The 26,217-nt window shown below is 62.0% G+C and carries 29 protein-coding genes; 13 read left to right on the top strand and 16 right to left on the bottom strand.

The window, feature by feature from the left end; translation table 11 throughout:
* Nucleotides 1-31 precede the first annotated feature (31 nt).
* From AB4O25_RS27075 to ccmA, 10 genes are all read right to left on the bottom strand, one after another.
* The gene (locus AB4O25_RS27075; RefSeq protein WP_460150190.1) at nucleotides 32-427 is read right to left on the bottom strand and encodes a hypothetical protein; all 396 of its coding nucleotides are present in this window, start codon (nucleotides 425-427) and stop codon (nucleotides 32-34) included.
* A gap of 14 nt (nucleotides 428-441) precedes the next feature.
* On the bottom strand, nucleotides 442-1,626 hold the full coding sequence (gene ccmI / locus AB4O25_RS27070) for a c-type cytochrome biogenesis protein CcmI (protein ID WP_460150189.1): 1,185 nt from the start codon (nucleotides 1,624-1,626) through the stop codon (nucleotides 442-444).
* Entirely contained in the window at nucleotides 1,619-2,092 is a 474-nt protein-coding gene (locus AB4O25_RS27065; protein WP_017529335.1) for a cytochrome c-type biogenesis protein, read from the bottom strand. The genes ccmI and AB4O25_RS27065 overlap by 8 nt, the downstream gene beginning before the upstream one ends.
* The gene (locus AB4O25_RS27060) at nucleotides 2,089-2,625 is read right to left on the bottom strand and encodes a DsbE family thiol:disulfide interchange protein (protein ID WP_017529336.1); all 537 of its coding nucleotides are present in this window, start codon (nucleotides 2,623-2,625) and stop codon (nucleotides 2,089-2,091) included. Before AB4O25_RS27060 ends, AB4O25_RS27065 begins: the two co-directional genes overlap by 4 nt.
* Nucleotides 2,622-4,607, bottom strand: coding sequence for a heme lyase CcmF/NrfE family subunit (locus AB4O25_RS27055; protein WP_460150187.1), 1,986 nt, complete (start codon nucleotides 4,605-4,607; stop codon nucleotides 2,622-2,624). Before AB4O25_RS27055 ends, AB4O25_RS27060 begins: the two co-directional genes overlap by 4 nt.
* 3 nt (nucleotides 4,608-4,610) lie before the next feature.
* Nucleotides 4,611-5,066: a cytochrome c maturation protein CcmE gene (gene ccmE / locus AB4O25_RS27050; protein WP_017529338.1), complete on the bottom strand. Its 456-nt coding sequence runs from the start codon at nucleotides 5,064-5,066 to the stop codon at nucleotides 4,611-4,613.
* The gene (gene ccmD / locus AB4O25_RS27045) at nucleotides 5,063-5,239 is read right to left on the bottom strand and encodes a heme exporter protein CcmD (protein WP_003172771.1); all 177 of its coding nucleotides are present in this window, start codon (nucleotides 5,237-5,239) and stop codon (nucleotides 5,063-5,065) included. Before ccmD ends, ccmE begins: the two co-directional genes overlap by 4 nt.
* Nucleotides 5,236-5,991: a heme ABC transporter permease gene (locus tag AB4O25_RS27040; RefSeq protein WP_065877960.1), complete on the bottom strand. Its 756-nt coding sequence runs from the start codon at nucleotides 5,989-5,991 to the stop codon at nucleotides 5,236-5,238. Before AB4O25_RS27040 ends, ccmD begins: the two co-directional genes overlap by 4 nt.
* Before the next feature lie 84 nt (nucleotides 5,992-6,075).
* Complete coding sequence (ccmB, locus tag AB4O25_RS27035) at nucleotides 6,076-6,744, bottom strand: heme exporter protein CcmB (RefSeq protein ID WP_003189951.1); 669 nt, start codon at nucleotides 6,742-6,744, stop codon at nucleotides 6,076-6,078.
* A complete protein-coding gene (gene ccmA, locus AB4O25_RS27030) occupies nucleotides 6,741-7,376 on the bottom strand; it encodes a cytochrome c biogenesis heme-transporting ATPase CcmA (RefSeq protein WP_017529341.1) in 636 nt (211 codons plus the stop codon). The genes ccmB and ccmA overlap by 4 nt, the downstream gene beginning before the upstream one ends.
* A gap of 199 nt (nucleotides 7,377-7,575) precedes the next feature.
* Between ccmA and fliK the strand changes: the two genes are divergently transcribed.
* Together fliK and AB4O25_RS27020 are read left to right on the top strand one after the other, a co-directional pair.
* On the top strand, nucleotides 7,576-9,153 hold the full coding sequence (gene fliK, locus AB4O25_RS27025; RefSeq protein WP_460150186.1) for a flagellar hook-length control protein FliK: 1,578 nt from the start codon (nucleotides 7,576-7,578) through the stop codon (nucleotides 9,151-9,153).
* Nucleotides 9,150-9,479, top strand: coding sequence for an EscU/YscU/HrcU family type III secretion system export apparatus switch protein (locus AB4O25_RS27020; RefSeq protein ID WP_017529343.1), 330 nt, complete (start codon nucleotides 9,150-9,152; stop codon nucleotides 9,477-9,479). The genes fliK and AB4O25_RS27020 overlap by 4 nt, the downstream gene beginning before the upstream one ends.
* A 128-nt stretch (nucleotides 9,480-9,607) precedes the next feature.
* Here AB4O25_RS27020 and AB4O25_RS27015 read toward each other — a convergent pair whose 3' ends face one another.
* Both AB4O25_RS27015 and moaB read right to left on the bottom strand, forming a co-directional pair.
* Nucleotides 9,608-10,834, bottom strand: a complete 1,227-nt coding sequence (locus tag AB4O25_RS27015; protein ID WP_460150184.1) for a molybdopterin molybdotransferase MoeA — start codon at nucleotides 10,832-10,834, stop codon at nucleotides 9,608-9,610.
* A complete protein-coding gene (moaB, locus tag AB4O25_RS27010) occupies nucleotides 10,818-11,357 on the bottom strand; it encodes a molybdenum cofactor biosynthesis protein B (protein WP_017529345.1) in 540 nt (179 codons plus the stop codon). The genes AB4O25_RS27015 and moaB overlap by 17 nt, the downstream gene beginning before the upstream one ends.
* Nucleotides 11,358-11,433: 76 nt before the next feature.
* Here moaB and mobA point away from each other — a divergent pair, with 76 nt between their 5' ends.
* Complete coding sequence (mobA, locus tag AB4O25_RS27005; RefSeq protein WP_017529346.1) at nucleotides 11,434-12,036, top strand: molybdenum cofactor guanylyltransferase MobA; 603 nt, start codon at nucleotides 11,434-11,436, stop codon at nucleotides 12,034-12,036.
* An 80-nt stretch (nucleotides 12,037-12,116) separates the two neighbouring features.
* Entirely contained in the window at nucleotides 12,117-12,338 is a 222-nt protein-coding gene (locus tag AB4O25_RS27000; protein WP_065877956.1) for a YgdI/YgdR family lipoprotein, read from the top strand.
* Nucleotides 12,339-12,393: 55 nt separating this feature from the next.
* Here AB4O25_RS27000 and AB4O25_RS26995 read toward each other — a convergent pair whose 3' ends face one another.
* The 3 genes from AB4O25_RS26995 to AB4O25_RS26985 all read right to left on the bottom strand — a co-directional run bounded on the left by AB4O25_RS26995 (nucleotide 12,394) and on the right by AB4O25_RS26985 (nucleotide 14,004).
* Complete coding sequence (locus AB4O25_RS26995) at nucleotides 12,394-13,284, bottom strand: pseudouridine synthase (RefSeq protein WP_065878058.1); 891 nt, start codon at nucleotides 13,282-13,284, stop codon at nucleotides 12,394-12,396.
* A gap of 73 nt (nucleotides 13,285-13,357) precedes the next feature.
* A complete protein-coding gene (locus AB4O25_RS26990; RefSeq protein WP_017529348.1) occupies nucleotides 13,358-13,693 on the bottom strand; it encodes a hypothetical protein in 336 nt (111 codons plus the stop codon).
* Nucleotides 13,694-13,767: 74 nt separating this feature from the next.
* Nucleotides 13,768-14,004 carry a glutaredoxin family protein gene (locus tag AB4O25_RS26985; protein WP_065877953.1) on the bottom strand — a complete coding sequence of 79 codons (237 nt, stop codon included), beginning with the start codon at nucleotides 14,002-14,004 and terminating at the stop codon, nucleotides 13,768-13,770.
* Between the two features lie 145 nt (nucleotides 14,005-14,149).
* On the opposite strand from AB4O25_RS26985, the gene AB4O25_RS26980 reads away from it, so the two are divergent.
* Complete coding sequence (locus tag AB4O25_RS26980; RefSeq protein WP_065877951.1) at nucleotides 14,150-15,886, top strand: cation:proton antiporter; 1,737 nt, start codon at nucleotides 14,150-14,152, stop codon at nucleotides 15,884-15,886.
* Here the strand turns inward: AB4O25_RS26980 and AB4O25_RS26975 are convergent.
* Nucleotides 15,873-17,081: an ammonium transporter gene (locus tag AB4O25_RS26975; protein ID WP_017529351.1), complete on the bottom strand. Its 1,209-nt coding sequence runs from the start codon at nucleotides 17,079-17,081 to the stop codon at nucleotides 15,873-15,875. The two genes, AB4O25_RS26980 and AB4O25_RS26975, sit on opposite strands and share 14 nt — an antisense overlap.
* 345 nt (nucleotides 17,082-17,426) lie before the next feature.
* Here AB4O25_RS26975 and AB4O25_RS26970 point away from each other — a divergent pair, with 345 nt between their 5' ends.
* The 8 genes from AB4O25_RS26970 (at nucleotide 17,427) to AB4O25_RS26935 (ending at nucleotide 26,212) form a co-directional block, all read left to right on the top strand.
* Nucleotides 17,427-17,741 (top strand): ElaB/YgaM/YqjD family protein, encoded by a 315-nt coding sequence (locus tag AB4O25_RS26970; RefSeq protein WP_017529352.1) that lies wholly within the window; start codon nucleotides 17,427-17,429, stop codon nucleotides 17,739-17,741.
* A gap of 4 nt (nucleotides 17,742-17,745) precedes the next feature.
* Nucleotides 17,746-18,135 carry a phage holin family protein gene (locus AB4O25_RS26965; RefSeq protein ID WP_017529353.1) on the top strand — a complete coding sequence of 130 codons (390 nt, stop codon included), beginning with the start codon at nucleotides 17,746-17,748 and terminating at the stop codon, nucleotides 18,133-18,135.
* Nucleotides 18,132-18,473, top strand: a complete 342-nt coding sequence (locus tag AB4O25_RS26960; RefSeq protein ID WP_017529354.1) for a hypothetical protein — start codon at nucleotides 18,132-18,134, stop codon at nucleotides 18,471-18,473. The genes AB4O25_RS26965 and AB4O25_RS26960 overlap by 4 nt, the downstream gene beginning before the upstream one ends.
* Nucleotides 18,474-18,566: 93 nt before the next feature.
* Entirely contained in the window at nucleotides 18,567-19,730 is a 1,164-nt protein-coding gene (locus AB4O25_RS26955; RefSeq protein ID WP_065877948.1) for an EAL domain-containing protein, read from the top strand.
* A 71-nt stretch (nucleotides 19,731-19,801) separates the two neighbouring features.
* Nucleotides 19,802-21,133 carry a deoxyguanosinetriphosphate triphosphohydrolase gene (locus tag AB4O25_RS26950; RefSeq protein ID WP_017529356.1) on the top strand — a complete coding sequence of 444 codons (1,332 nt, stop codon included), beginning with the start codon at nucleotides 19,802-19,804 and terminating at the stop codon, nucleotides 21,131-21,133.
* A gap of 167 nt (nucleotides 21,134-21,300) precedes the next feature.
* Complete coding sequence (locus AB4O25_RS26945) at nucleotides 21,301-21,696, top strand: response regulator (protein ID WP_065877946.1); 396 nt, start codon at nucleotides 21,301-21,303, stop codon at nucleotides 21,694-21,696.
* A 254-nt stretch (nucleotides 21,697-21,950) separates the two neighbouring features.
* On the top strand, nucleotides 21,951-22,568 hold the full coding sequence (locus AB4O25_RS26940; protein ID WP_017529358.1) for a response regulator transcription factor: 618 nt from the start codon (nucleotides 21,951-21,953) through the stop codon (nucleotides 22,566-22,568).
* 8 nt (nucleotides 22,569-22,576) lie between these two features.
* Nucleotides 22,577-26,212 carry a transporter substrate-binding domain-containing protein gene (locus AB4O25_RS26935; RefSeq protein ID WP_460150182.1) on the top strand — a complete coding sequence of 1,212 codons (3,636 nt, stop codon included), beginning with the start codon at nucleotides 22,577-22,579 and terminating at the stop codon, nucleotides 26,210-26,212.
* Nucleotides 26,213-26,217: the final 5 nt, after the last annotated feature.

Genomic DNA, 26,217 nt, shown 5'->3' with positions numbered 1-26,217 from the left:
AAAAAGGCGACCTCGTGGAGGTCGCCTTTTGTCATTGCGCGTACTGCTTGCTCAACCCCGGCGGTACGCCCTGCACGTCGGTGTCTTCCCACGGGCCGCTCGGGCTGATGGAGCGGCTCCAGCCGTTGCTCCAGCGGTAATAGGTGCGCTGGCGGTAGAAGGTGTCCGGCTGGTCGTCGAGCACGTAGACCTGCATCTTGCCGTCCCAATGGCTGGCGGCGCCGGGCGGTGGGGCGAATGTCGGCGATTTGGTCGGTAGCGGTTTTGGCGCCGGAGTGACTGGGCCGGAAGGTTGTTTGCTCGGCTGGCTGGACGGGCCCGACGGCGGGATGGTGGGGCCGGTGGGGCTCGGAGGTGGACGGTGGACCGCACAGGCACTCAGGCCTAATACGAGGCTGAGCAGGGTAATGCGTGCGAATGCGGTCATGGTGTTTCCTCGAATTACTGGTCCGGACTGTCGATGGTCAGTTGCTGCTGCGCAGTGGTGCTGCTGGCCAGGGGTTGGCTGCGGCCGATCCACTCGCCCTTGGTCGGCTGACCGGCCCGGGAGATGCGCGCAACCAGTTGGACTTCAGGGAAGTTGGACAGTTTCAACTGCGGCATCATTGCGTCGGCATCGCCCAGTTCGACGGTGATGGGCAACTCGGCAACGGTGACGCGTTTAGCCGCCAACGGCGCCGGCGGGCCGCTGACGGCGCGGGCGAAGATGAATACGCTGTCGGTCGGCAGGGCGTTGGCCTTCACGTTGGCGGCCAGGTCCACGCGCACTTTAAGCCGCGCCTTTTGTGCGACGGTGCCGCCGCTCTCTTTGAGTTTTTCCGTCGCACGGTCGATGCCGCCTTGCAGCGCAGCGCGGGAATTATCCTGCGCGGGTAACTGCGCCAGCAGGCGGCCCCAGTAATCAATCGCGTCCTGATAACGCTGGCCTTCAAAGGCGGCAATGCCCAGTAGACCCAAGCTGGTGACTTCGTTCGGGTCAAGCTTCAACGCTTCATCGGTCAGCGCCTGCACGTTGGGCGACCACTGTTTGTTGTCGGCAAAGTACTGCGCCTGGGCCCATTGGCCGAGCAGTTCCGGCTGGCGACCGGCCAGGGCCACGGTGCGTTCGAAGACCTTGGCGGCATCGGCGGCACGGTCCTGGGCCATATACGCGCGGCCGAGGAAGTACAGGCCTTCGGCCGAGTCCGGCTGGGCGGCGGCGGCGCGCTCCAGGCGCTGGGTCATGTCTTGCAGGGACACCGGCGGCTGGGAGAATTCGCGAGTCAGTTCGACCTTGTCGCTGGCGCCGAAGTGCAGGTAGAGCCCCAGGCCCAACACGGGCACCAGCACGGCGGCGAGCAATGGCAGCGGTTTGCCCAGGCGCGATTCGCGGGGTTTTTCCATGCCTTCGGTATCGGCGAGCAATTCGCGGGCGGCTTCGGCGCGGCCGGTTTCGAGTTGCGCGGCGTTCAATACGCCTTCGTCCTGCTGCATTTGTAATTCGGCGACGCGCTCTTGATACAGCGCCACGTTCAGCGCGGTGCGATCCTCTTCACGCTGGGCACGACGGCCCCGCAACACGGGGATCAACAGAAAACTCAGGGCAATCAGAAGCAGCAAGCCGGCTGCGAGCCAGAAATCAATCATCAGTCTTGGTGTCCAGCAATTGGTCGAGACGTTTGCGTTCTTCAGGGGACAGCGCGTCACTGCCATCGGCAGGCGCGGCGCGGCGGCGGCGGACGATCACGGCCATCACCACCACACCGGCCAGCAGCAGCCCGGCGGGGCCAAACCAGAGCAGCGCGGTCTTGCCGGTGAGCGCCGGTTTGTAACGCACGAAATCACCGTAGCGGTCGACCATGAAGTCGATGATCTGCTGGTTGTTCTTGCCCTCCCCCAGCATGCGGAAGATCTCTTTGCGCAGGTCGGCGGCGATGGGTGCGTTGGAGTCGGCAATGTCCTGGTTCTGGCACTTGGGGCAGCGCAGTTCCTTGGTCAGGTCGCGAAAGCGCTCACGCTCGGCGTCGTTGGCGAATTCATAGGTGTCGATGGCGGCGTGGGCCACACCGACCAGCCCCAGGGCCAGGACAGCAGCGGCTAACAGACGCTTCATGGCTTGGCCTCATCGACCAGCGCCTGGTACTTGGCGGCCAGTTGCTCGCGCCACACCACTTCGTCGATCACGCCCACGTATTTGTCGCGGATCACGCCCTTGGCATCAATAAAGAAGGTTTCCGGCGCGCCGTACACGCCCAGGTTCAAACCGAGGTTGCCGTCTTCATCGCGGATATCCAACTGGTACGGGTTGTGGAACTCCGCCAGCCATTTCAGGGCCGCCGCGTTGTCGTCCTTGTAGTTGATGCCGTAGATCACCACGCCTTTGTCGGCCAGTTTGTTCAGCACGGGGTGCTCGACGCGGCAGGAGATGCACCAGGTGCCCCACACGTTGACCAGCGCCGGTTTGCCCAAGAGGTCAGCACGGGTCAGGGTTTTGTCGCCCTGCACGTTGGGCAGCGAAAACTCGGGGAACGGCTTGCCGATCATTGCCGACGGCAACTCGGCCGGGTCCAGGTACAAGCCGCGATAGAGGAACACCGCCACCACCAGAAACGCCGCCAGCGGCAACACCATCAACCAACGCTTCATACCGTCGCTCCCATGCCGAGGGCGTCACGCACCCGGCTCTTGACCTTGACCCGATAACGCCGGTCCAGCGCCGCGAGCAACCCACCAAACCCGGTAAGCAAGCCGCCGAACCAGATCCAGCGCACAAACGGTTTTACATGTACGCGCACCGCCCAGGCACCCTCGCCCAGCGGCTCGCCCAATGCCACATACAGGTCACGGGTGAAACCGGCGTCGATACCCGCCTCGGTCATCATCGAACTCTGCACGGTGTACAGGCGTTTTTCCGGGTGCAGCACGGCGATTTCCTTACCGTTGCGTACTACGCGCACGGTGCCTTTGTCTGACGTGAAGTTAGGCCCCTCGAAGTGCTTGGCGCCTTCGAAGATGAACTGATAGCCGGCCAGGTCCATGGACTCGCCCGGCGCCAGGCGCAGGTCGCGCTCGGCACTGTTCTGGCTGGAGAGCACCACGCCCAGGGCGCATACGGCGATGCCGAGGTGGGCGATTTGCATGCCCCAGTAACTGCGGGTCAGCGTCGGCAGCCCTTTGATCAGGCCTTTGTGGCGGGTCTTGTCGGCGATATCACGCACGCCGGCCAGCAACACCCAGGCCGCCAGCAGGAACGTGGCCATTACCGCCCAGTTGAAATCGCCATAGGCCACGCCGGCGATCACCGCCAGGGCAACACTGCCCAACAGCACCGGCATCAGCATGCCGGCCAGCCATTTCACCGGGGTGTCTTTCCAGCGCACCAGCACGCCCACCGCCATCACCACCATCAACAGGCCCATCAACGGAATAAACAACGCGTTGAAATACGGCGGGCCAACGGACAACTTGGCGCCGCTCAAGGCATCCAGCACCAGCGGGTACAAGGTGCCAAGCAAAATCATCGACGCGGCCACCACCAGCACCAGGTTATTGCCCAGCAACAGGGTTTCCCGCGACCACAGGTTGAAGCCCACCTGGCTCTTGACCACCGGCGCGCGCAGGGCAAACAGGGTCAGCGAACCGCCCACCACGAACAGCAGGAATATCAGGATAAACACGCCGCGCGCGGGGTCGGAGGCAAACGCATGGACCGAGGTCAACACGCCCGAACGCACGAGGAAGGTGCCGAGCAGGCTGAGGGAAAACGCCGCGATGGCGAGCAACACGGTCCAGCTTTTGAACACGCCGCGTTTTTCGGTGACGGCCAGCGAGTGAATCAGCGCCGTGCCCACCAGCCAGGGCATGAACGAGGCGTTTTCCACCGGGTCCCAGAACCACCAACCGCCCCAGCCGAGTTCGTAATAGGCCCACCACGAGCCCAGGGTGATACCGATGCCGAGGAAGGCCCAGGCGACGATGGTCCATGGCCGCGACCAGCGCGCCCAGGCCGCATCCAGGCGCCCACCGAGCAAGGCGGCGATGGCAAACGCGAAGGCCACCGAGAACCCCACGTAACCCATGTAGAGCATCGGCGGGTGCACGATCAGGCCGATGTCTTGCAGCAAGGGGTTGAGGTCATGCCCGTTGGCCGGGATCTGCGGCAGGATGCGGCTGAAGGGGTTGGAGGTCATGATCAGGAACAGCAGGAAACCGATGCTGATCATGCCCATCACCGCCAGTACCCGCGCCAGCATCACCTGCGGCAGTTGGCGCGAGAACACCGACACGGCGAAGGTCCAGCCGCCGAGGATCAGCGCCCACAGCAGCAACGAGCCTTCGTGGGCGCCCCACACGGCGCTGAACTTGTAGTACCACGGCAGCGCGCTGTTGGAGTTATTGGCGACATAGGCGACGGAAAAGTCGTCGGTCATGAAAGCGTAGGTCAGGCAGCCAAACGCGAACAGCAGGAAGGCGAACTGGCCCCAGGCGGTCGGCTGCGCCAGGCTCATCCACAGGCGGTCGCCACGCCAGGCGCCGAGCAACGGCACCACGGCCTGTACGATGGCGAAGCACAGCGCGAGGATCATCGCCAACTGGCCCAATTCGGGAATAAACAATGCGGGCATCATCACTCAGCCCTCCTTCGCGGGTGTTGGCGCGGATTGGCCGCTGTCCTTGAGCGCCTTGGTGACCTCCGGCGGCATGTATTTTTCATCGTGCTTGGCCAGCACTTCATCGGCCACCACCACGCCGTCGGCGTTGAGCTTGCCCAGGGCGACGATGCCCTGGCCTTCGCGGAACAGGTCCGGGAGGATGCCCCGGTAGGTGATGGTCACGGCCTTGTTGAAGTCGGTGACCACGAAGGTCACGTCCAGGGAGTCGCCGGAGCGCTTGAGCGAGCCCTTCTCGACCATGCCGCCGGCGCGGATGCGGGTATCGACAGGCGCTTCGCCATTCGCGATCTGGGTCGGGGTGTAGAACAGATTGATGTTCTGCTGCAGGGCGCTCAGGGCCAGGGCCACGGCAATGCCGACGCCGGCCATGATGGCGAGGATGATCAACAGACGCTTTCTACGCAGCGGATTCACTTTTCGGTCTCCCGGCGCAGACGACGCGCCTCTTGTTGCAGGTAACGCTTGCGGGCCAGGATCGGCGCGGCGACGTTGAGGGCCAGCACCGCCAGGCAGATGCCATAGGCCGTCCAGACATACAGGCCATGGTGGCCCATGGCGAGAAAATCACTGAAAGAAGCAAAACTCATCCGCGCACTCCCAGGCTGCTTTGCACGTGGGCCTTGACCCAACTGGTGCGGGCTTCACGCTTGAGCACTTCGAGGCGCATGCGCATCAGCAGCACCGCCCCGAAGAAGCAGTAGAACCCCAGCACCATCAGCAGCAGCGGTGCCCACATCTCCACGGGCATCGCCGGTTTTTCGGTGAGGGTGAACGTGGCGCCCTGGTGCAGGGTGTTCCACCACTCCACCGAGTATTTGATGATCGGGATGTTGATCACGCCAACAATCGCCAGGACCGCGCAGGCCTTGGCGGCGCTGTCACGATTGCTGATCGCGTTGCCCAGGGCAATCAGACCGAAGTACAGGAACAGCAGGATCAACATGGACGTTAGTCGCGCATCCCACACCCACCATGAACCCCAGGTGGGTTTGCCCCAGATAGCGCCGGTGACCAGCGCCACGGCCGTCATCCACGCACCGATAGGCGCCGCGCATTGCAGGGCCACGTCGGCCAGTTTCATCTTCCACACCAGGCCGACGATGCCGCACACCGCCAGCATCACGTAGCAGGACTGGGCCAGCATCGCGGCGGGCACGTGGATATAGATGATGCGAAAGCTATTGCCTTGCTGGTAGTCCGGCGGCGCAAAGGCCAGGCCCCAGACCAGACCGATGCCGATCAGCAACACGGCGGCGACGCTCAACCATGGCAGCAGCTTGCCGCTGATGCCGTAAAACCATTTGGGCGAGCCGAGCTTGTGAAACCAGGTCCAGTTCATTGCTGTTTCTCACGGTTGCTTCTTGTCGTTGCAAGAAGCGTAGGGTCTTTACTGGCCAGGCGTGCAAAGCCTGACCAGACCTCATTATTCGCCGACGCTGATCTTCAGGCCGGCCGCTATGGCAAAGGGTGTCAGGGTTACCGCCAGGGCGGTCAGGCTGCCAAGCCACAGGAGGTAACCGGTCGCCGGCATGCCCATGAGCGCGGCTTGCAAAGCGCCGCTGCCGAGGATCAGTACCGGGATGTACAAAGGCAGAATCAACAAGGCCAGCAACAGGCCGCCGCGCTTCAAACCCACGGTCAACGCTGCGCCCACCGCCCCCAACAGGCTGAGCACCGGCGTACCGAGCAACAACGACAGCAGCAATACCGGCAGGCACTCCACGGGCAAGCCGAGCATCATGGCCAGCAGCGGCGAAAGCAAGACTAGCGCCAAACCGGAAAAAGCCCAGTGTGCCAGTACCTTGGCCAGTACCAGAAGTGGCAAGGGGTGCGACGAAAGGACCCACTGCTCCAGGGAACCGTCTTCGAAATCACTGCGAAACAGCCCGTCCAGCGAGAGCAGGACCGATAAAAGCGCCGCCACCCACACCAGCCCCGGAGACAAGGTTTGCAACAGTTTAGTCTCAGGGCCGACCGCCAACGGGAACAGCGCGATGACGATGGCGAAGAACACCAGCGGGTTGGCCAGTTCGGCCGGACGACGGCACAGCAGGCGCGCTTCGCGAGCGACCAACAAGGCGAATACGCTCATGCCGACCACCGCCCCAGGTCCAGATCGCGGTAACCGGCAGGCATACGGGTGAGGGTGTGATGAGTGGTGAGCAGTACCGTGCCGCCCTGCTCGCAATGGCGCGCCAAGTGTTCTTCAAGCTGGGCGACGCCTTGTTTATCCAGGGCGGTGAAGGGTTCGTCGAGAATCCACAGCGGCGGGCCCGGCAGGTACAAGCGGGCCAGGGCCACGCGGCGCTGTTGGCCGGCGGACAGGGTGTGACAGGGAACGTCTTCGAAGCCCTTGAGGCCCACGGCCGCGAGTGCCTGCCAGATGGCGTCACGCGAGGCGGGGTGATGCAGGGCGCTGAGCCAACTGAGGTTTTCTTCGGCGGTGAGCACGTCCTTGATACCGGCGGCGTGGCCGATCCAGATCAGGTTGCGCGCCAGCGTAGTACGTTGCTCATTGAGCGGTTTGCCGTTGAGGCGTACAACACCGGCCGTAGGCTGCATCAACCCGGCCAGCAAACGTAACAAACTGGTCTTGCCGCTGCCGTTGGGCCCGCTGACCTGCACCATGTCACTGCCCGCCAGTCGCAGTTCGAGGTGCTCGAACAACAGGCGCAGGTCGCGTTCACAGGAGAGCGCTACGGCTTCAAGAAGAGGGCTGGTCAAGAGATCGCGGGCCTTTACGGTTCAAGTCGGCGGTGCAGCGGCCGTTAAAGAGAGATGCACAATAACGGCTTTGGCGACCGATTTTAGAGAGCTGGATCAAATAGTTGTGAGGTTTTTACCGCTCTCTTTACAGACGGGCGGCATTATACATGCGATGCCCTACGCTAAAGAGGGCTATTTCCCAGAGACGATGCGCACGATGACCGGCGAGATCAACCTTCCTACGCTTGCTCCCCCTCCTGCCGCCGGGCAAAGCCCCGCGCCTGCACCGGGAGCCTTGCTCAAACTGCTGGAGCCGCAGATCGGTTTGATCGATCCGGGGAAAACCGCGAACGCCGAAGTCATCGCCCTTAAACAAGGCGGCGAAGCCTTTCAGTTATTGCTCAAATTGACCCTTGAGGGCGGCCGCCAGACCCTGGTGCAGGCCAGCAGTGCCCAACCGTTGCCGCTGGGCAGCAATGTGGCCGTGAGCCAGACGCCAGCGGGCAACCTGACCCTCAGTTTGCAGCAGGCCTTAAGCGCCAATGTGGCGGCCCTGACCCGCATCGACATCGACCGGATGCCGATGGGCACGTTGTTGCAAGCCAAGGTGCTGACCACTCAGATGCTGCCCCAGGGCACCACGCAGCCGGCGATCTACCGCTCGCTGGTGACCGTGCTCAACAACGCCCTGGCGGGTGCGACGCTGACCGTGGAAAGCCCCCAGCCCTTGCGCGTGGGTAGCCTGCTCAGCGCCGTGGTGCAGGACGCGCAAACCTTGAGCTTTGTGCCGCTGAGCGGGCTCAAGGATCAATTGGCCGTCGCGCAACAGCTGGCTACCCAGCAGAGTCGCCAAGGCTCGCTGGATGCAGTGTTCACGACCTTGCAGAACCTGCCGCGCGGCGACAGCACCTCGGCCGACCTGCGCGCCGCGGCGGATCGTTTGCTCGCCGCCCTGCCCGACCTGGCACAGGTGAGCAACCCCAAGGTGCTGGCCCAGGTGATCCAGAACAGCGGCGCGTTTCTGGAAGCCAAGTTACTCGCCGGGCAAAACCCCCAGGTACCGCCGCTGGATATGAAAGGCGCGCTGCTGCGCCTGGTCGCCGATCTGCTGCCCGCCCTGCCCACCGCCACCAACCTGAACGCCATCCTCGCCGCCAACACCCTGGCCCAGGTCATGCCGAATTTCGTGCGCAGCCCGCTCAACACCCTCGGCCAGGTCAGCGCCCGGCAGGCACCGGTGGGCTTCCCGCTGCCGGAGCGGCTCATGGCCAAACTGGAAGGCGAAGGCGACCTGGAAAACCTGCTGCGCCTGGCCGCCGGCGCGATTTCCCGCCTGCAAAGCCATCAACTGTCGAGCCTGGAACAAACCGGCACCACCGCCGATGGCCGCCTGCAGACCACCTGGCAGTTGGAAATCCCCATGCGCACCCTGCAGGACATCGTGCCGCTGCAGGTCAAATTCCAGCGCGAAGAACCGGCGCAGGAGAAGGAACAGCCGGAACGCAAGGCGAATAAAGAGGCCAAGCAGATGCTCTGGCGCGTCGAACTGGCCTTCGACATGGAGCCGCTGGGGCCGTTGCAGGTGCAGGCGCAACTGAGCCAGGGCAAGCTGTCCAGCCAGCTCTGGGCAACGCGGCCGTTCACGGCGAGTTTGATCGAAAGCCATTTGGGCAGCCTGCGCGAGCGCCTGGTGACATCGGGCATCAACGTCGGCGACCTGGATTGCCACCTGGGTACCCCGCCACGCGGGCCGAAGACCGGACTGGAGCAACGCTGGGTGGATGAAACCGCATGAAGAACACCGAATCACCACGCCAGGCGATTGCCCTCAAATACGACGGCCAGCAGGCCCCCACCCTCACCGCCAAAGGCGACGATGCCCTGGCCGAAGCGATCCTCAAGCTGGCGCGGGAAAATGAAGTGCCGATCTATGAAAACGCCGAGCTGGTAAAACTGCTGGCGCGCATGGAACTGGGCGACAGCATTCCCGAGGAGCTGTACCGCACGATTGCCGAGATCATCGCGTTTGCCTGGACGTTAAAGGGCAAGTTCCCGGTAGGGTATGACCCGGATGCGGGGCCGGTGGAGCGGGATGTGACGGAGCGCGGCGACGATTACTGAATAGCCATAGGCACGCACACGTCCAAAATGTCGGAGGGGGCTGGCTCCCGATAGCGGTGGGTCAGTTACGGATGCATGGCTGAGCCCTGCTATCGGGAGCAAGCCCCCTCCCACAGTTGGATTTGTGTTCAGTTCAGGACTTCACTCAGGGGAACGAAATTGACTCGATCGCCGACCTTGAGCGTCGTCCCTTCCACCACTTCCACAAACCCCTCGGCCCACGCCGCGCTGCGCAGCACGCCGGAGCTTTGGTTGCGGTAGATGATCGCCTGGCCCTGCTCGATACGCCCGCGCAGATACTCGCGGCGATTGCCCGGCTTGGGCCACTCAAAGCCCACCGGCACCTCCAAGCGCAACGGTTCCACGTCGGCCACGCCTTGGCGCCGCAGGATGTAAGGCCGCGCCAGCAATGCGAAGGTCACCAGGGTCGAGGCCGGATTACCCGGCAGGCCGATCACCGGCACACCACGGAAATGGCCGACGGTCAACGGCTTGCCCGGTTTGATCGCCAGCTTCCACAGCGCCAACTCGCCCTCTTCGCGCAGGGCGACACCGAGGAAATCCGCTTCGCCCACCGACACGCCGCCGGTGGACAGGATCAGGTCGACGCTGCCCAGGCTCGCCAACCGTGTGCGGGTCTGTTCGAGGTCATCCGGCAGGATCCCGGCGTCGAGCACTTCGCAGCCCATGCGTGCCAACCAACTGCACAGCACGCGGCGGTTGCTGTTGTAGATCTGGCCCGGGCTCAGCGGCAAACCGGGTTCGATCAGCTCATCGCCCGTGGACAACACCGCCACGCGCACGCGCCGCACCACCGCCAAGCTGTCACGGCCCAGGGAGGCGGCCAGGCCCAGTTCGATCGGGCCCAGGCGTGTACCGGCCGACAACACGCATTCGCCGACCGTGGTTTCCTGGCCCTGGGGGCGAATGTTCTGATGAAGATGCAGGGGTTCGGTAAAGCTCACGCGCGCGTCGGCGTGGAGCACGGCGTTTTCCTGCATTTCGACGCAGTCGGCGCCCGCCGGCACCGGCGCGCCGGTGAAGATGCGCGCGCAGGTGCCGGGCGCCAAGGGCTCAGGCGCAGTGCCGGCGAAAATGCGCTGGCTCACCACCAGCGGCTCGCCGGTCCAGTCGGCCAGGCGCAGTGCGTAACCGTCCATGGCGCTGTTGGGCCAGGGCGGCAGGTCGAGAGTGGAGACCAGGTCCTGCGCCAAGACCCGACCATCGCATTCAGCCAGCGGCAAAGCGTGCGGCTCACGGATCGGCGCGGCTTCGGCCAGCGCCAGCAGCTGCTGCAGTGCGGTTTCCACCGGCATCAGAGTGCCGGTCTTGCCGGGCTTACCCACGGGATTCACAAGGCTCGGCCTGTTTCAGATGCGGCACGAAGTTGCACGGGCGATGGCGGTTATCCAGTTGCTCGGCAAGGATGCCGTCCCAGCCGGTGCGCACCGCATTGGTGGAGCCCGGCAGACAGCACACCAGCGTACCGTTGGCCAGGCCGGCCAGGGCGCGCGATTGCACGGTGGAGGTGCCGATATCGGCCACGGAGATCTGGCGGAACAGTTCGCCAAAGCCATCGACCTGTTTGTCCAGCAGGCAGCTCACGGCTTCGGGGGTGCTGTCGCGGCCGGTGAAACCGGTGCCGCCGGTGATCAGCACCACTTGCACCACGTCTTCGGCGATCCAGTGGGCTACCTGGGCGCGGATTTTGTAGAGGTCGTCCTTGAGCAGTACGCGCTCGGCCAGGTGGTGGCCGGCGGCGCTCAGGCGGTCGACGAAGACCTGGCCCGAGGTATCGGTGTCCAGGGTGCGGGTGTCGCTGACAGTCAGTACAGCAATATTCAGGGGTACGAAGGGCGCATCAGCCTTGGCTTTCATGGCACGGTCCGGTTGTCGAAGGAACAGCCCGGTGTTATATCACAGGCCCCCATTTACCTGCCGCAGCGGAACCGCCATGTCTCTTGATTCTTCGCGCCTGCCCTGTTCGATTCTGCTATTGGCCGGTGGCCGTGGCCAACGCATGGGGGGCCAGGATAAGGGCCTGGTGAAGTGGCGCGGCCAACCCCTGATCGCCCACTTGCAGCGCCTGACGCGCCCGCTGACAGACGACCTGATTATCTCGTGCAACCGCAATCACGACCGCTACGCCCCCTATGCCGATCAACTGGTGAGCGACGACAGCCCGGACTTCCTGGGCCCCCTCGCGGGCATCCGCGCCGGTTTGGCGGCGGCACGCCACTCGCGTCTGCTGGTACTGCCGTGTGATGTGCCGACTATTGACGCTGACTTACTCAACGCCCTGCGTGACACGCTGGAGCGCAACCCGCTGTGGCCGGTCATGGTGCGTCACGGCGAATTCTGGGAACCGTTGATCTGCATCATCCCGACCTACCTGCGCGCCGAGATAGAACAGGCTTGGCACGCCGGTGAGCGCAGCCCGCGCCAGATCTTCCTGCAACTGGGTGGCATCGGCGTGGAATGCGCGGCGGATGACCCACGCTTGGCCAACCTGAATACGCCTGAGCTGTTGCACCCAAGGTCCGACGTGTCAGAATGAACCTTCGCACAAGGAACTTTGATGACGTCTTACACGTCTCAAGGTCAGCACTTAAAAGTATTCTCTTGGAGACAACACCCATGACTCAACGGACCATCGCCGCTTTCATGCTTGCACTGGGCCTCGCTACCCTCGCCGGTTGCGCCTCGCCAACAGTGATCACCCTGAATGACGGTCGCGAAATCCAGGCCGTCGACACCCCGAAATACAACGAAGATTCGGGTTTCTATGAATTCGAACAACTGGACGGCAAGCGTACCCGTATCAACAAGGATCAGGTGCGTACCGTTAAAGACCTGTAAGTCTTAACGTTTGCCATCAAGGCCCGCCTCGCGCGGGCCTTGTCGTTTCCGGGGGTTACCAGTCGAGCGTGATCCGGCTGCGGAAACTGCGCGTTTGACCGGTCACCGGGTCGACAAATCGCACGCCCTGGGCCAGCAGTTTGAGGGGGTTGGCGTAGTCGTCCACGGCGTCCTGGATCACCTGCGGGTAGAACGGGTCGTTGCAGATGCTCGCGCCGAGCGCGGCCATGTGCACGCGCAACTGGTGCTTCTTGCCGGTCACGGGGAACAGGCCGTAGCGCCACAGGCCGGCGTGTTTTTCCCGCACCTGCACCGCCGTTTCGGTGTTGCTGGCACCTTCGCCTTCCTGCATGCGGAAAAAGGGTTCGCCCTCCACCAGGCGGCTTTTGTGCACCAACGGGAACGTCAGCCCAGGCAGGGCCGGGGCGATGGCTTCGTAGAATTTATCGATCCGGCGTGTGGGAAACAGCTGCTGATAGGCCGAACGACTGGCTGGATTGGCCGAGAACAGCACCAACCCGGCGGTATGCCGGTCGATGCGATGCAGCGGCACCAGCGAGGGGTTGTCCAGGCGGCGGATGAGGCGGCGCAACAGGGTTTGCTCGACATACTCACCGGCAGGCGTCACCGGCAAGAAGTGTGGTTTGTCCGCCACCACCAGGTGTTCATCGGCGTACAGGATGGTTTCCTGAACCGGTATTACCTTTTCGTTCGGCACTTCGCGGAAGTAGTAGATGCACAGCCCCTCTTTGTACGCGAGGTCCTGGCGGATCGGGCTGCCGCTGATATCCAGCACCCGACCGCGGGCGATGCGGTCCAGCCAGTGTGCGCGGCTGACGGCCGGGAAGTGTTCGCACAGGCAGTCGAGCACCGTCGCCCAACGGCCTGGAGGCAAGTACAACGTGCTGGCTTGATGCTGGGACGCGGAAAAACCGGAAGTGGACATGCCGATGCTCGAAGCCTTGAGAAAACCGGCGGGCATTATCCCGCATGAAGCGGGATTCGGCCTAGGGCGGATATCACGCCTTGGCCAATTGCGCCCGCAGGATCGGCGACGCACTGGCGGCCTCGGTGAACTCCTTGAGCCAGCGCAGTACGTCCACTGCTTCCCAGCGGCCCGGATCGTACAAGGCGTAGAGCAAGCCCTGGTAGCCCACTACGTCCAACTGCTTGTGGTAACCGGCGCGCTGGAACAACGCTTCGATCTCGGCAAAGCAGGTATTGAAATGCACCTTGTTAAACGGCGTCTTGCCTTCCGTGACCAAGCCATCGAGGCGCAGCTCGTTCACCGCATCGCGCACGACGTCGGCAGACATGCGATTGACGCTGCTTTTCAGTTGTTCAACATTCACCACGGGCGTTCCCTCTATTCAATCGCTGTACAAACATACAGTAACTTAATATTTGGAAACCCGCCATCGCATAAACCTCAGCGAAGGAAGGCGACAACCTGTTCAGTGTCGAACGGCCAGTCCAGTTCCGCGCCCGTGTCCCTGCGTCGAAGCACCGGAATTCTTAGGCCATAGGCCTCGGTCAGGTCGTCGGGGTCGGTGATGTCGACCAATTCAACGAGCAGTCCGTGTTCGACGAGCGGCATTATTTCAGCTTCAGCAATCTCACACAGATGGCAACCCAGGGTGCCGAACAGCTGGCATTCAGGAAGCATGGCGAATAGACCTGGCAGGGGACGAGTGAGCATTCTAAAGCCGCCCTGGCGCTGTGACCCACAAAAAAAATTGACCCAGATCAGCATGGCCTATAACTGATTCAGCGATTCTCGCGGCTTTTTGCCCGCTCACCCTGCAACGGAGATGCTCGTGTTTGCCAACCTGCTGATCATTCTGGCCTCCTCCCTGGTGGTGATTGCGCTGTTTCGCCGGCTGCAACTGCCTCCCGTGCTGGGCTACCTGTGTGTGGGCCTGGCCGTGGGGCCGACGGCTCTGGATTGGGTGAATGACAGCGAAGAGCTGCCCGACCTCGCGGAGTTGGGCGTGGTGTTCCTGCTGTTTTCCCTGGGTTTGGAGTTTTCCCTGACCAAGATGCTGGCCCTGCGCCGCGTCGTATTCGGCCTGGGCAGTTTGCAAGTGCTGGGTTGCGCGGTGCTGCTGGGCGGTATGTTGATGGCCTTGGGCGTGGCGCCAGGCATCGCCTTGCTGCTCGGTGCGGGGCTGGCGTTGTCGTCTACGGCCATCGTCAGCAAGGAGCTGACCAGCCTCGGGGAAATCTTCAGCAGCCATGGCCAGAATGCGATCGGCGTGCTGCTGTTCCAGGACGTGGTGGCCGTGTTGCTGCTGACCCTGGTGCCCGTGTTTGCCGGCAGCAGTGACCACGCCTGGTACTGGGCCTTGCCGCTGACCCTGGGTAAAACCGGGGTGCTGTTCGTGGGCCTGCTGCTGGCCAGTCGCTGGTTGTTACCGCGCCTGTTTCACGAAGTCGCCGCGTCCCATTCGGCCGAGCTGTTTGTGCTGTTGGCGCTGGTGATTGTGTTGTTGACCGCCTGGCTCACGCACTTGCTCGGCCTGTCTCCGGCCCTTGGTGCGTTCCTGGCCGGCATGCTGCTCGGCGAAAGCCATTATCGCCACCAGATCGAAGCGGATATCCGACCGTTTCGCGACATCCTCCTGGGGCTGTTTTTCGTCAGTATCGGCATGCTCATCGACCTGCAGTTATTCCTCAGCCACGGCCTGCTGATCCTCGGCCTGACCCTCACCTTGATGCTTATCAAGGGCGCCGTGGTCGCCGTGCTGGTCAAGCTGCGCGGCAGCGACAGTGAAACCGCCTGGCGCAGCGGCCTGGCCCTGGCCCAGGGCGGTGAGTTCTGTTTTGCGCTGATGGCGCAGATGCAGCAGAGCCAACTGATTCCGGACCAGTTCAATGGCGTGCTGCTCGCCGCGACCTTCTGCTCGATGCTGCTGACTCCGCTGTTGTTGCGCGCCGCGCCGGCGATTGCCCTGCGCCTGCACCGCAAACCCAACCAACAGGTGCAACTGGAAGCAATCACCGCGCTCAACGCGCAGTTGCACGGGCATGCGGTGATCTGCGGCTATGGCCGTGTCGGGCAGTCCATCGGGCGTTTTCTGCACCGCGAGCGGCAGGCGTTTATCGCCCTGGATGACGACCCGGAACGGGTGCAGGAGGCGGCCACCGAAGACAGCAGCGTGCATTACGGCGACTGCCGCCGAGGCGCGCTGCTCAGTGCGGTGGGCCTGGAGCGCGCGCGGTTGGTGGTGATCGCCGTGGACAACAGCGATGTCGCCCTGCTGGTGTTGAAGGAGGCACGCCGAATCAACCCCGACGTGCCGATCCTGGTGCGTACCCGCGATGACAGCCAACTGGCTGAGCTGAAAGCCGCGGGCGCCAGTGAAGTGGTGCCCGAGTTGTTGGAGTCGAGCCTGATGCTCGCCTCCCACGCCTTAATCCTGCTGGGCCTGCCGGACCAACAGGTACAGGCCCGGGTCGATGAAGTGCGGCAAACCCGCTACCGCCTGCTGCACGGTTTTTACTCCCACCCCGGCAATGACGACGAGGCGCCGATCAATCCTGACTGACCGCGCCGATCTTGTGGATCGACAGGTCCGCGCCGTAGTACTCCTGCTCCTGGCTCAGGCGCAGCCCGCTTGCGCGCTTGATCACACCGTACACCAGCAGGCCGCCGCCAAACGCCACGGCTACGCCCAGGCCGGTGCCGATCAACTGGCTGATCAGGCTCACGCCGCCCAACCCGCCCAGCGCCGTCTGGCCAAAGATGCCGCAGGCGATGCCACCCCATACGCCGCACAAACCGTGCAGCGGCCATACGCCCAGCACGTCGTCGAGCTTCCAGCGATCCTGGGCCGCAATAAAACACCACACAAACAAGCCGCCGGCGACCACACCGGTCACCAGCGCGCCCACCGGATGCATCAAGTCGGAACCGGCGCAGATCGCCACCAGCCCGGCCAGCGGACCGTTATGCAGAAAGCCTGGGTCATTGCGGCCGATCACCAGCGCGGCGACGGTGCCACCGACCATGGCCATCAACGAGTTGACCGCCACCAGCCCGCTGACGCCGCTCAGGGTCTGCGCACTCATCACGTTAAAGCCGAACCAGCCGACGATGAGGATCCACGACCCCAGCGCCAGGAACGGAATACTCGACGGTGCAAAGGCCACCAGGCGCCCTTCGCGGTAGCGCCCATTGCGCGGGCCGAGCAGCAACACCGCCGCCAGCGCCAGCCAGCCGCCCATGGCGTGCACCACCACGGAACCTGCGAAGTCATGGAAACTGGCACCAAAGGCGGCAAGCAACCAGGCTTGCAGGCCGAAATTGCCGTTCCAGACCATGCCTTCAAAGAACGGGTAGATAAACGCCACGATCAACGCAGTGGCACACAGCTGCGGGGCGAATTTTGCACGCTCGGCAATGCCTCCGGAAATAATCGCCGGGATCGCTGCGGCAAACGTCAGCAGGAAGAAGAACTTCACCAAACCGTAACCGTGGTCGGCGCTGATCACGGCCGCCGGTTGCATGAAGCTCACGCCGTACGAGATCCAATAGCCTATAAAGAAATAGGCCAGGGTGGAGATGGCGAAGTCGCTGAGGATCTTGGACAGGGCGTTGACTTGGTTTTTCTGGCGCACCGTGCCGACTTCGAGGAACGCGAAGCCGGCGTGCATGGCCAGTACCATGACCGCACCGATCAGGATAAACAGGGTGTTGGAGCTGTGGACCAGAGTGTCCACCGCGCTTTGCAAATTTTCCATGGAGGTTGGCAGGCCTGTGTTAAACACAAAAAGCACCAAAGCGGTTCGAGCCAGGGTTGCGCGCACTAAATTGGCACCGACGGCCCCGCCCCTCTGCAGAAGGCGTGAACCGCTTTAGCGCAGCGATCAACCTGAAAAGCCGTGGCCGACAGGGTTTTTCCGCGAGTTTGAGTTATTTAAGGTAAGGTTTTTGATGGCTTGAGGCCTTACCGCCCAGATTCAGCGCAGCCTTCAGGGCCTGCGCACCAAGGCAAAGCAAAAGCTGTACCAGACAATTGCACTGAACCTTCACCGATGCCGGTGACTCGAAACCACACGTACAGATCAGCCCATCACGGAGATACCATGGCCAGAAAAACAGCACAGACCGCGCAGGAAATATTGATGGCGGATTTTCAAACCCTGGTCAGTGACACCGAAAAGTTGCTGGACGACACCGCGATCCTGGCCGGTGACCAGGCCGACGAACTGCGCAGCAAGATCCATGAAAGCCTGCTCAAAGCCCGCGAAACCCTGCAACTGACCGAAGACTCCCTGCGCGAACGCGGCCAGGCAGCGGTAACCGCCACTGAAGATTACGTGCAGGCCAACCCTTGGCAGGCGGTGGGCATTGCCGCTGGCGTGGGGTTTCTGATCGGCCTGCTGGCTACAAGGCGCTAACACTATGTCTATCGACGAAAGCGGCTCGTCCACGGGCACACGTTCTACCTCACGACGCCTGGGCGCGGCCGTTCTAGGGCTGCTGCACAGCCACGTCGAATTGTTTGGCATCGAACTGCAGGAACAAAAGGCGCGTACCGTCAGCCTGCTGCTGTTTGCAGGCCTGGCGCTGGTGTTTGCCCTGCTGTTGCTGGTGGGGTTGTCGACGCTGGTAATGATTCTGGTATGGGACACCGGCTATCGCCTCACCGGGATCATCTGTCTATGCGTGTTTTATACCCTCGCCGCCGCGTTCTGCGGGGTGCGCCTGAAGGCGGCGGTGTTCGATGAATCCACGCCCTTCCACGCCACGCTCGAAGAGCTGGCCAATGATCGGGAGCGCCTGCTGCCATGAGCCTGACTGAAATCCCCCACACCACCTCCCGCCGGGAAATGCGCAAGGCGTTGATCCGCCTGCGCATGGAAATGCACCGCCAGGAAATCCGTCACGAGTCGCAACAATTGCTCGCGCCCCTGCACAAAGTCCGCGATATGCGCCACAACTGGCAGGACAGCCTGGGCATCAAGCACGCGCCGCTGTGGGGCGTGGCGGCGGTGACGCTGATGGGCTTCTTTACCGGCAAGGGCGCCAAGGGCGGCAGCCTCAGCAGCCTTACGCGCCTGGTGCGCCTGGGTGCCGGTTTGATCCCGTTGATCAAATTGGCGATGGCCAGCTCTTCGCGTAAAGCTTGAGCCCTGCTGGCTGCATTCTTGCAAACAGAATCGGCCCGGCCCTCTTTAATGAGGGTCGGGCCTTTTTTTCGCCACCTCGCTTAAGGAGGCCCCGTGATCGACGGGCAACCGCTCGCCTGCTTCCAGCCGTTTATCGATACCGCCACCGGGCGCATTGCCGGCGTCGAGGCCCTGGGCCGACTGCGCCAGCCGGACGGCCGTTTGCAATCCGTGGGCCCGCTGTTCGACGACCCGCGCACACCGGGCGTGGCGTTGCGCCGCCTCGACCGGCAGATACGCGACAACGCGCTGAGCCGCCTGCATGAAGCCCCCGACGATTGGTTCCTGAGCCTGAATATGTCGCCGCGCTGGATCAACCGCCTGCGCCCGGGCCAGGCGTTGCCGAGCCTGAAACAGATACACAGGCATGGCGTCGACCCTGCGCGCATTGTGTTCGAGATCACCGAGCTGGGCGGCGATATACAGCGCCTGGCCGACGTGGTGGCGCGCTATCGCGCGGCGGGCGCACGTATTGCCATTGACGATTTCGGCGCTGGCTACTCCCAGCTCGACCGGGTACTGGCCTTGCAACCGGACATTCTCAAGCTGGACATGCGCCTGTTCCAGGCCGCCGCCCGAGGCGGACCGAGCAGCGACGTGGTGCGGGCGCTGGCGCAGATGGCGGAAAAGACCGGTTGCTGGATCATCGCCGAAGGCGTGGAGACCGAGGCGCAACTGAGCTTCGCCCTGGAATGCGGCTCGCGGTATGTGCAGGGCTATCTGTTTGCCCAGGCGCAGTTGGACTGGTTCGCCACCGACGCCTTCGTACCGCGTTTTGCGCAACTGCGCACGGCGTATGTGCAGCAAAAACTGGCGGAGCGCGGACGCCTCATGCACCTGCGCCAGCAACTGACCGAACTGATGAAGATCCTGCAAACCTGGGCCCAAGGCCAGGCGCCGCTGGCCCTGCTGCCGCAGCTACCGGACTTCCCCTGGTTGCTGCGCTTTTATCAGTGCGACCGGCATGGAACGCAGTTGACGCCCAACTTCGAGTGGCGCCAGGACGCCTGGCAGTCCGACAGCCGCTACCTGGGCCATAACTGGTCGTGGCGCCCGTACTTCTATCACTTGCTGGCCGAAGGTTGGGAGGAACGGCGCCTGACCCTGTCCTCGACCTACCGCGACGCCACCACCAACCAGTACTGCCTCACCGCCGGACAATTCTTCGATAACGGTCAGCGCCTGCTGTTAATCGATATTGACGCCGCCGGCCTGTAGATTTTCGCTTGCCCCGCCAAGGCGGAACCGGGAAGCTGGGAGGGTCATTTACCGCCCGGAGAGTACTCGCCTTGGATTGGCCCACCCTGCTTACCCGCGAACGTCTTGGAAAACCCCTCCACAGCCCGGAAGAATTGGGCCGCAGCCCGTTTCACAAAGACCATGACCGCATTATTTTCTCCGGTGCGTTCCGCCGCCTGGGCCGCAAGACCCAAGTGCATCCGGTGTCGAGTAACGACCATATCCACACGCGCCTGACCCACTCGCTGGAAGTCAGTTGCGTAGGCCGCTCCCTGGGCATGCGCGTTGGCGAAACCCTGCGCGGCGCCTTGCCCGATTGGTGCGACCCGAGCGACCTGGGCATGGTGGTGCAATCGGCTTGCCTGGCCCATGACATCGGCAACCCACCCTTCGGGCATTCCGGCGAAGATGCCATCCGCCATTGGTTTCAACAGGCGGCGGGGCGCGGCTGGCTGGACGACATGAGCGGTGCCGAGCGCAATGACTTTCTCAACTTCGAAGGGAACGCCCAGGGCTTCCGGGTGCTGACGCAGCTTGAATATCACCAGTTCGATGGCGGCACACGGCTGACCTACGCCACCCTGGGGACTTACCTGAAATACCCCTGGACCGCCCGCCACGCCGACTCCCTGGGCTACAAAAAACACAAATTCGGCTGTTATCAGAGCGAGCTGCCGATCCTCGAACAGATCGCCCACAAACTCGGCCTGCCGCAACTCGAAGAACAACGCTGGGCCCGTCACCCGCTGGTGTATCTGATGGAGGCCGCGGATGACATCTGCTATGCCTTGATCGACCTGGAAGACGGCCTGGAAATGGACCTGTTGGACTATGCCGAAGTCGAGTCGCTGCTGCTTAACCTGGTGGGCGACGACCTGCCGCAGACTTATCGGCAACTGGGCCCACTGGACTCACGCCGCCGCAAGCTGGCGATTTTGCGCGGCAAAGCCATTGAGCACCTGACCAACGCCGCCGCGCACGCGTTCGTCGAGCAGCAGGACGCCCTGCTGGCCGGTACCCTCCCCGGCGACCTGGTGGAGCATATGCACGGCCCGGCCAAACGCTGTGTACTGGATGCCAAAGACATGGCGCGCAAGAAAATCTTCCAGGACAAGCGCAAGACCCTGCATGAAATCGGCGCCTACACCACGCTGGAGATTCTGTTGAACGCCTTTTGCGGTGCGGCGCTGGAGCAACATGGCGGACGCACGCCGTCCTTCAAGAACCGGCGCATTCTCGACCTGCTTGGCAACAATGCGCCCAACCCTGCATGGCCATTGCACACCTCGTTCCTACGCATGATCGACTTCATCGCCGGCATGACCGACAGCTATGCCACCGAGATGGCGCGAGAGATGACCGGGCGCTCCAGCCCTCAGTAACGGAATTGATCAAGCCGTCTGCCGCCTTCAAAGAATCCCCCTACACAGGGAACAGAGCGGCCTGATCGAATTCGCACAAACACCCGGAGAATAATCGCGCACGCTCCGGGCAAACGTGGATAACTGCCCTGCGTCCCCATCGACGCTTGACTCATCGTGTACTTTCTATGCCCAGTTACCCCCTTCGTATCCTGTTGGTGGAGGACCATCCCTTTCAACTGTTGGCCACCCAGTGCCTGCTTAGAAGTTTTGGCTTCGAGCAACTGACACCGGCGGAAAACGCCGAACAAGCGATCCGCTTGATGACGCTGGCCGAGGCGCCCTTCGACATCCTCCTGTGCGACCAATGCCTGCCCGACCTGCCTGGGCTTGAGTTGATAGACATCGCCAGTCGCCAACGCTTTATCAACACCGCGATCCTGCTCAGTGGCTTGCCCTTGGCAGAACTTTCCATGCTGCAAACCCAAGCCTTGGAACGAGGCCTTCCCCTGCTCGGCTACTTGCCAAAACCCTTAAACAAACATGAACTTTCATGCTTGATCCGAGCATTGAGCCCGGCCTGAATGTAGGACGTTAAACCTATTAACCCGTCGAAAACATTCCGGCTTATCTTCACCTAATCCATCGCATCAGCATTCAGCCAGCTAGTTGCAAAACACCGGAATGCCGCTTCAGAAAGCCTTAGCAACTCGTAAGTCTTCACCTTTTTTTATGTAGGACCTTTCCTGTTTTATATCTGCCCCCCTTCGTGCTCATGCTCCACACCCTCTTCTGAGCTAATGTGCCCGCTTTATTTGCACCAGCATGGAATGTGACTATGAACACCGTTTTTATTATCGATGACCATCCGGTTATAAGGCTTGCCATCCGAATGTTGTTGGAACATGAGGGCTACAAAGTAGTGGGTGAAACGGATAACGGATGCGACGCCATACAAATGGTGCGCGAATGCCTGCCGGACCTGATCATCCTCGATATCAGCATTCCAAAACTGGACGGGCTGGAAGTGCTCTGCCGATTCAACGCCATGAATGCCTCAATGAAAACGCTGGTGCTGACGGCCCAGTCGCCGACACTCTTCGCCACGCGATGCATGCGGTCGGGCGCCGATGGGTATGTGTGCAAGGAAGGCGACCTGAGCGAGCTGCTGAGCGCTATCCGTGCCGTGCTATCCGGTTACAACTACTTCCCCAGCCAGGCATTGAATGCCGCCGGCATCGACTCCAAAGAACTCGAACTGTTCAAAGCGGTCAACGATCGCGAACTAATGGTATTGCAACTTTTTGCACAAGGCCGCACCAATAAGGAAATTGCAAAAGGTATGTTCTTGAGCAACAAGACAGTAAGCACTTATAAAAAGCGGCTGATGCAGAAACTTCAAGCCAAGTCCTTGGTAGAACTTATCGAGATGGCAAAACGAAACGCGCTAGTGTGAGAAAGCGGATGCCCAGGTGTATAAAGGACTATCTGAATATATTGAGTGCCGGTTTGTGCTTCAGCACCGCTGTGCCTGCAAACACTCAAACAAGCCCGGAACACTTCAACTTGTTGAGTCGCGCAAGCGCCATACAACTGGAGCCCAATCTGGACAAGGCGCAACGCCTGTGGTTGCAGAACAAACGCGAACTACTGCTGGGGGCCGCATCACCCGACTATCCGCCCTTCGACCTCACCTCAAGCGGTCGCGACTATGAAGGCCTTACCGCCGACTACGCTGGCCTGCTGGCTCAGGCACTGGACCTTCCGGTGAAAGTGTTGCGATATCCGTCCCGTGAGGCCGCCATACGCGCCCTGGAAACAGGCGATATCGATTTGCTGGGTTCCTCCAACGGTTTTGAAGCGGCGAACCCCAACCTGACCTTGTCAGAACCCTATGCCGTGGATCAGCCGGTACTGGTCACCCGCGAGGGCGAAACCCGCAGCCTCAGTGATGGCCTGGCGCAACTGCGCCTAGCCCTGGTCTACCACTACCTGCCGCTGGACGAGGTAGTGAAGCTGTACCCAGAGGCAATCATCCGCGCCTACCCCTCCTATCAAAACGCCCTGAATGCGGTGGCATTCGACCAGGCCGACGTGTTCCTGGGCGATACCATTTCCACCCATTACCTGATCAACAAGGGCTACCTGAAAAACATCCGCATGGCCAACTTCAGCAAGCATGAAGCCTACGGTTTCAGTTTTGCCGTGCCCCAGCACCAGCGCACCCTGTTGAGCATCGTCAACGCGGTATTAATGGCCGTGCCCATCAATGAACGGGAAGCGATTGCCAAGCGCTGGAGTGCCGGCAGCGATATCTTGCTGACTGACCACAAGCTGCAACTGACCCTTCGCGAAGAGCGTTGGCTGAAGGACAACCCGGTGGTCAGGGTGATCGTCAACGAAGCCTATGCGCCGTTGACGTTCTTCGATGCCGAAGGCAATTTTCGCGGCATCACCGCCGACCTCCTGGAGCTGATTCGCCTGCGCACCGGGTTGCGCTTCGACATCCAGCGCGGCCGGGATGTGGACGCGATGATCAACCAAATCGAGGCCGGCAAAGCGGACATCATCGGCGCCATCGTTCCCAGCACCGAACGAGAAACCCAGCTGAACTTCAGTCGCCCCTATCTGGAAAACTCCTACGTGATGTTGACGCGCAAGGAGAACCAAGCTCCCACTGGCCTGGAAGAAATGGAAGGCAAACGGCTGGCGATCACCGTAGGCAGCCCGTTGGAAAAATTCCTGCGCGAGAATTTTCCGAAGATTCATCTGGTTGAAACAGGTGACTCCTTCAAGTCGACCGAACTACTGGTAAAAGGCGAGGTGGAGGGTGCGGTCAATACCCTGGTGGTCGCCAACTATTTCCTGTCATCGCGGGTGTTCCAGGACAAAACTCAAATCAGCTTCAGCATCGGGACGATGCCCGCCACTTTTGCGCTGGCGACCTCACGCAGCGCTAACGAACTCAGCTCGATTCTCGACAAGGCCCTGCTCAGCATCGCGCCGGATGAACTGGGGGTGATCAATAGTCGCTGGCGAGGCTACAGCGTCGACTCCGACAGCTACTGGCGCGATTACCACCAATTGATCGCGCGCATCATCATCGGGACCGGGCTGCTGCTGCTGACGTCCCTGATCTGGAACGCTTACATGCGCCGCCAGATCAAGCATCGGAAGATGGCCGAACGCGCGCTCAATGATCAGTTCGAGTTCATGCGCGCCCTCGTCAATGAAACCCCGCACCCGATCTATGTGCGTGACCGACAGGGCTTGCTGCAGACCTGCAATGACAGCTACCTGCAAGTGTTCGACGTCAAGCGTGAAGACGTGATCGGTAAAACCGTGACCCAGATCGGCACCGCCCAGGCGGCGGAGGCGGCGCAATATCACGCCGACTACCAGCGCGTGGTCGCCGAGGGCAACCCGCTGATCCTGGACCGAACCCTGCACATTCATGGCAAGAAGCTGACGATCTACCACTGGATCCTGCCGTACCGCGATTCCGTCGGTGAAGTCCAAGGCATCATCGGGGGCTGGATAGACATCAGCGAACGACGCCAACTATTCGATGAACTGCGCGCCGCCAAGGAGCAAGCCGATGAAGCCAATCGCGCCAAGAGTACGTTCCTCGCCACTATGAGCCATGAAATACGCACGCCGATGAACGCGGTGATCGGCATGCTCGAGCTGACTCTCAAGCGAGCCGACCAGGGCCACCTGGATCGGCCGGCCATCGAAGTGGCCTACAACTCAGCCAAGGATCTGCTGGAACTGATCGGCGATATCCTCGACATCGCGCGTATCGAGTCCGGCCGCCTGAGCCTGGCGCCGGAACGCGTCAACCTGCGCGAGGTGATTGAGTCGGTGGTGCGCGTCTTCGACGGCCTGGCCCGCCAGAAAACCCTCAGTTTGTTGCTGGAGTTCAAGCCCGACCTGGTCCATACCGAAGTGCTGATCGATCCACTGCGCTTCAAGCAGGTGCTGTCGAACCTGGTGAGCAATGCCATCAAGTTCACCGAGCGTGGCCAGGTGAAAATCAAGGTGGAGGTATTGCCCACCCAACTGCCGCAACAGGTCGAAATGAAATTGGTGGTGGAAGACACCGGTATCGGCATCAGCCGGGACGATCAGGCGCGCCTGTTCGAACCCTTTGCCCAGGCCGACAACTCCGGGCAACTGGCCAGGAGCGGTGCGGGTCTGGGGCTGGTGATCTGTCGCAGCCTGTGCGAAATGATGGGCGGCCAATTGAGCCTGAGCAGCGTGCCGATGGTGGGCACCCAAGTGCACGTCAGCCTGAAGATGACGCGCCTTCAACCTGAGCTGGCGAGCACCGAACCCAAGCCCGAGGCGACGGCGACCGCACCGGTGCTCAGTGTGCTGGTGGTGGACGATCACCCGGCGAACCGCTTGCTGATGTGTCAGCAGCTCGGTTTCCTGGGCCACCAGTTCACCGCGGCCCAGAACGGTGCGATGGGCTTCCAGGCCTGGCGCCAGGCGCACTTCGATCTGGTAATCGCCGACTGCAACATGCCGATCATGAATGGCTACGAGTTGAGCCGTTCTATCCGCGAATACGAGCAGCGCGAACAACTCACACCTTGCGTGGTGTTGGGCTTTACCGCCAATGCCCAGCCCGAAGAGAAGCAGCGCTGCGCCCAGGCGGGCATGAACGATTGCCTGTTCAAGCCCATCAGCCTCACGGCATTGGAGCGGCAATTGGCCCATATCCACCCTAAACCGGCTGGCCCGATGCTCGACCTCGGCAACTTCGATGCCCTGACCGGCGGCGACCCAGACATGCGCCGACGCTTGCTGGAGGAGCTGTTGAACAGCAGCCGGCATGACCGACAGCAATTGCTCACGCTGATGGCGCCGCCGGCCAAGCCCCAGGAGATTATCGAGCAGGCCCACAAGATCAAGGGCGCCGCCCGCATCGTTCAAGCCCGCTCATTGGCCGCGCAATGCGAAGTCATCGAGCAGGCCTGTGCGCGCGGCGATGACCCACCCTCGATCGAAGCCGCCGTGAAAACCCTGGAAAAGCTGATGTTGGAATTGGAAGAGAGGCTGCACATCCAGCTCGGGGAACTGAATGACCAATAACGGAG

Source organism: Pseudomonas sp. S3_A03 (genome assembly GCF_054668275.1).
Note: the sequence above shows the minus strand (reverse complement) of the source record. Positions and strands in the feature narration are given on the sequence as shown.

Coding starts and splice junctions, on each gene's coding strand:
- fliK (WP_460150186.1), top strand. CDS start 7,576: ATGACCGGCGAGATCAACCTTCCTACGCTTGCTCCCCCTCCTGCCGCC.
- AB4O25_RS27060 (WP_017529336.1), bottom strand. CDS start 2,625: ATGAAGCGTTGGTTGATGGTGTTGCCGCTGGCGGCGTTTCTGGTGGTG.
- AB4O25_RS26980 (WP_065877951.1), top strand. CDS start 14,150: ATGCTCGTGTTTGCCAACCTGCTGATCATTCTGGCCTCCTCCCTGGTG.
- ccmB (WP_003189951.1), bottom strand. CDS start 6,744: ATGAGCGTATTCGCCTTGTTGGTCGCTCGCGAAGCGCGCCTGCTGTGC.
- ccmI (WP_460150189.1), bottom strand. CDS start 1,626: ATGATTGATTTCTGGCTCGCAGCCGGCTTGCTGCTTCTGATTGCCCTG.
- ccmD (WP_003172771.1), bottom strand. CDS start 5,239: ATGAGTTTTGCTTCTTTCAGTGATTTTCTCGCCATGGGCCACCATGGC.
- AB4O25_RS27020 (WP_017529343.1), top strand. CDS start 9,150: ATGAAGAACACCGAATCACCACGCCAGGCGATTGCCCTCAAATACGAC.
- AB4O25_RS26960 (WP_017529354.1), top strand. CDS start 18,132: ATGAGCCTGACTGAAATCCCCCACACCACCTCCCGCCGGGAAATGCGC.
- AB4O25_RS26985 (WP_065877953.1), bottom strand. CDS start 14,004: ATGCTTCCTGAATGCCAGCTGTTCGGCACCCTGGGTTGCCATCTGTGT.
- AB4O25_RS27000 (WP_065877956.1), top strand. CDS start 12,117: ATGACTCAACGGACCATCGCCGCTTTCATGCTTGCACTGGGCCTCGCT.
- AB4O25_RS26935 (WP_460150182.1), top strand. CDS start 22,577: ATGCCCAGGTGTATAAAGGACTATCTGAATATATTGAGTGCCGGTTTG.
- moaB (WP_017529345.1), bottom strand. CDS start 11,357: ATGAAAGCCAAGGCTGATGCGCCCTTCGTACCCCTGAATATTGCTGTA.
- AB4O25_RS27065 (WP_017529335.1), bottom strand. CDS start 2,092: ATGAAGCGTCTGTTAGCCGCTGCTGTCCTGGCCCTGGGGCTGGTCGGT.
- AB4O25_RS26970 (WP_017529352.1), top strand. CDS start 17,427: ATGGCCAGAAAAACAGCACAGACCGCGCAGGAAATATTGATGGCGGAT.
- AB4O25_RS27040 (WP_065877960.1), bottom strand. CDS start 5,991: ATGAACTGGACCTGGTTTCACAAGCTCGGCTCGCCCAAATGGTTTTAC.
- AB4O25_RS26940 (WP_017529358.1), top strand. CDS start 21,951: ATGAACACCGTTTTTATTATCGATGACCATCCGGTTATAAGGCTTGCC.
- AB4O25_RS26945 (WP_065877946.1), top strand. CDS start 21,301: ATGCCCAGTTACCCCCTTCGTATCCTGTTGGTGGAGGACCATCCCTTT.
- AB4O25_RS26965 (WP_017529353.1), top strand. CDS start 17,746: ATGTCTATCGACGAAAGCGGCTCGTCCACGGGCACACGTTCTACCTCA.
- AB4O25_RS27075 (WP_460150190.1), bottom strand. CDS start 427: ATGACCGCATTCGCACGCATTACCCTGCTCAGCCTCGTATTAGGCCTG.
- mobA (WP_017529346.1), top strand. CDS start 11,434: ATGTCTCTTGATTCTTCGCGCCTGCCCTGTTCGATTCTGCTATTGGCC.
- AB4O25_RS27055 (WP_460150187.1), bottom strand. CDS start 4,607: ATGATGCCCGCATTGTTTATTCCCGAATTGGGCCAGTTGGCGATGATC.
- AB4O25_RS26975 (WP_017529351.1), bottom strand. CDS start 17,081: ATGGAAAATTTGCAAAGCGCGGTGGACACTCTGGTCCACAGCTCCAAC.
- AB4O25_RS26995 (WP_065878058.1), bottom strand. CDS start 13,284: ATGTCCACTTCCGGTTTTTCCGCGTCCCAGCATCAAGCCAGCACGTTG.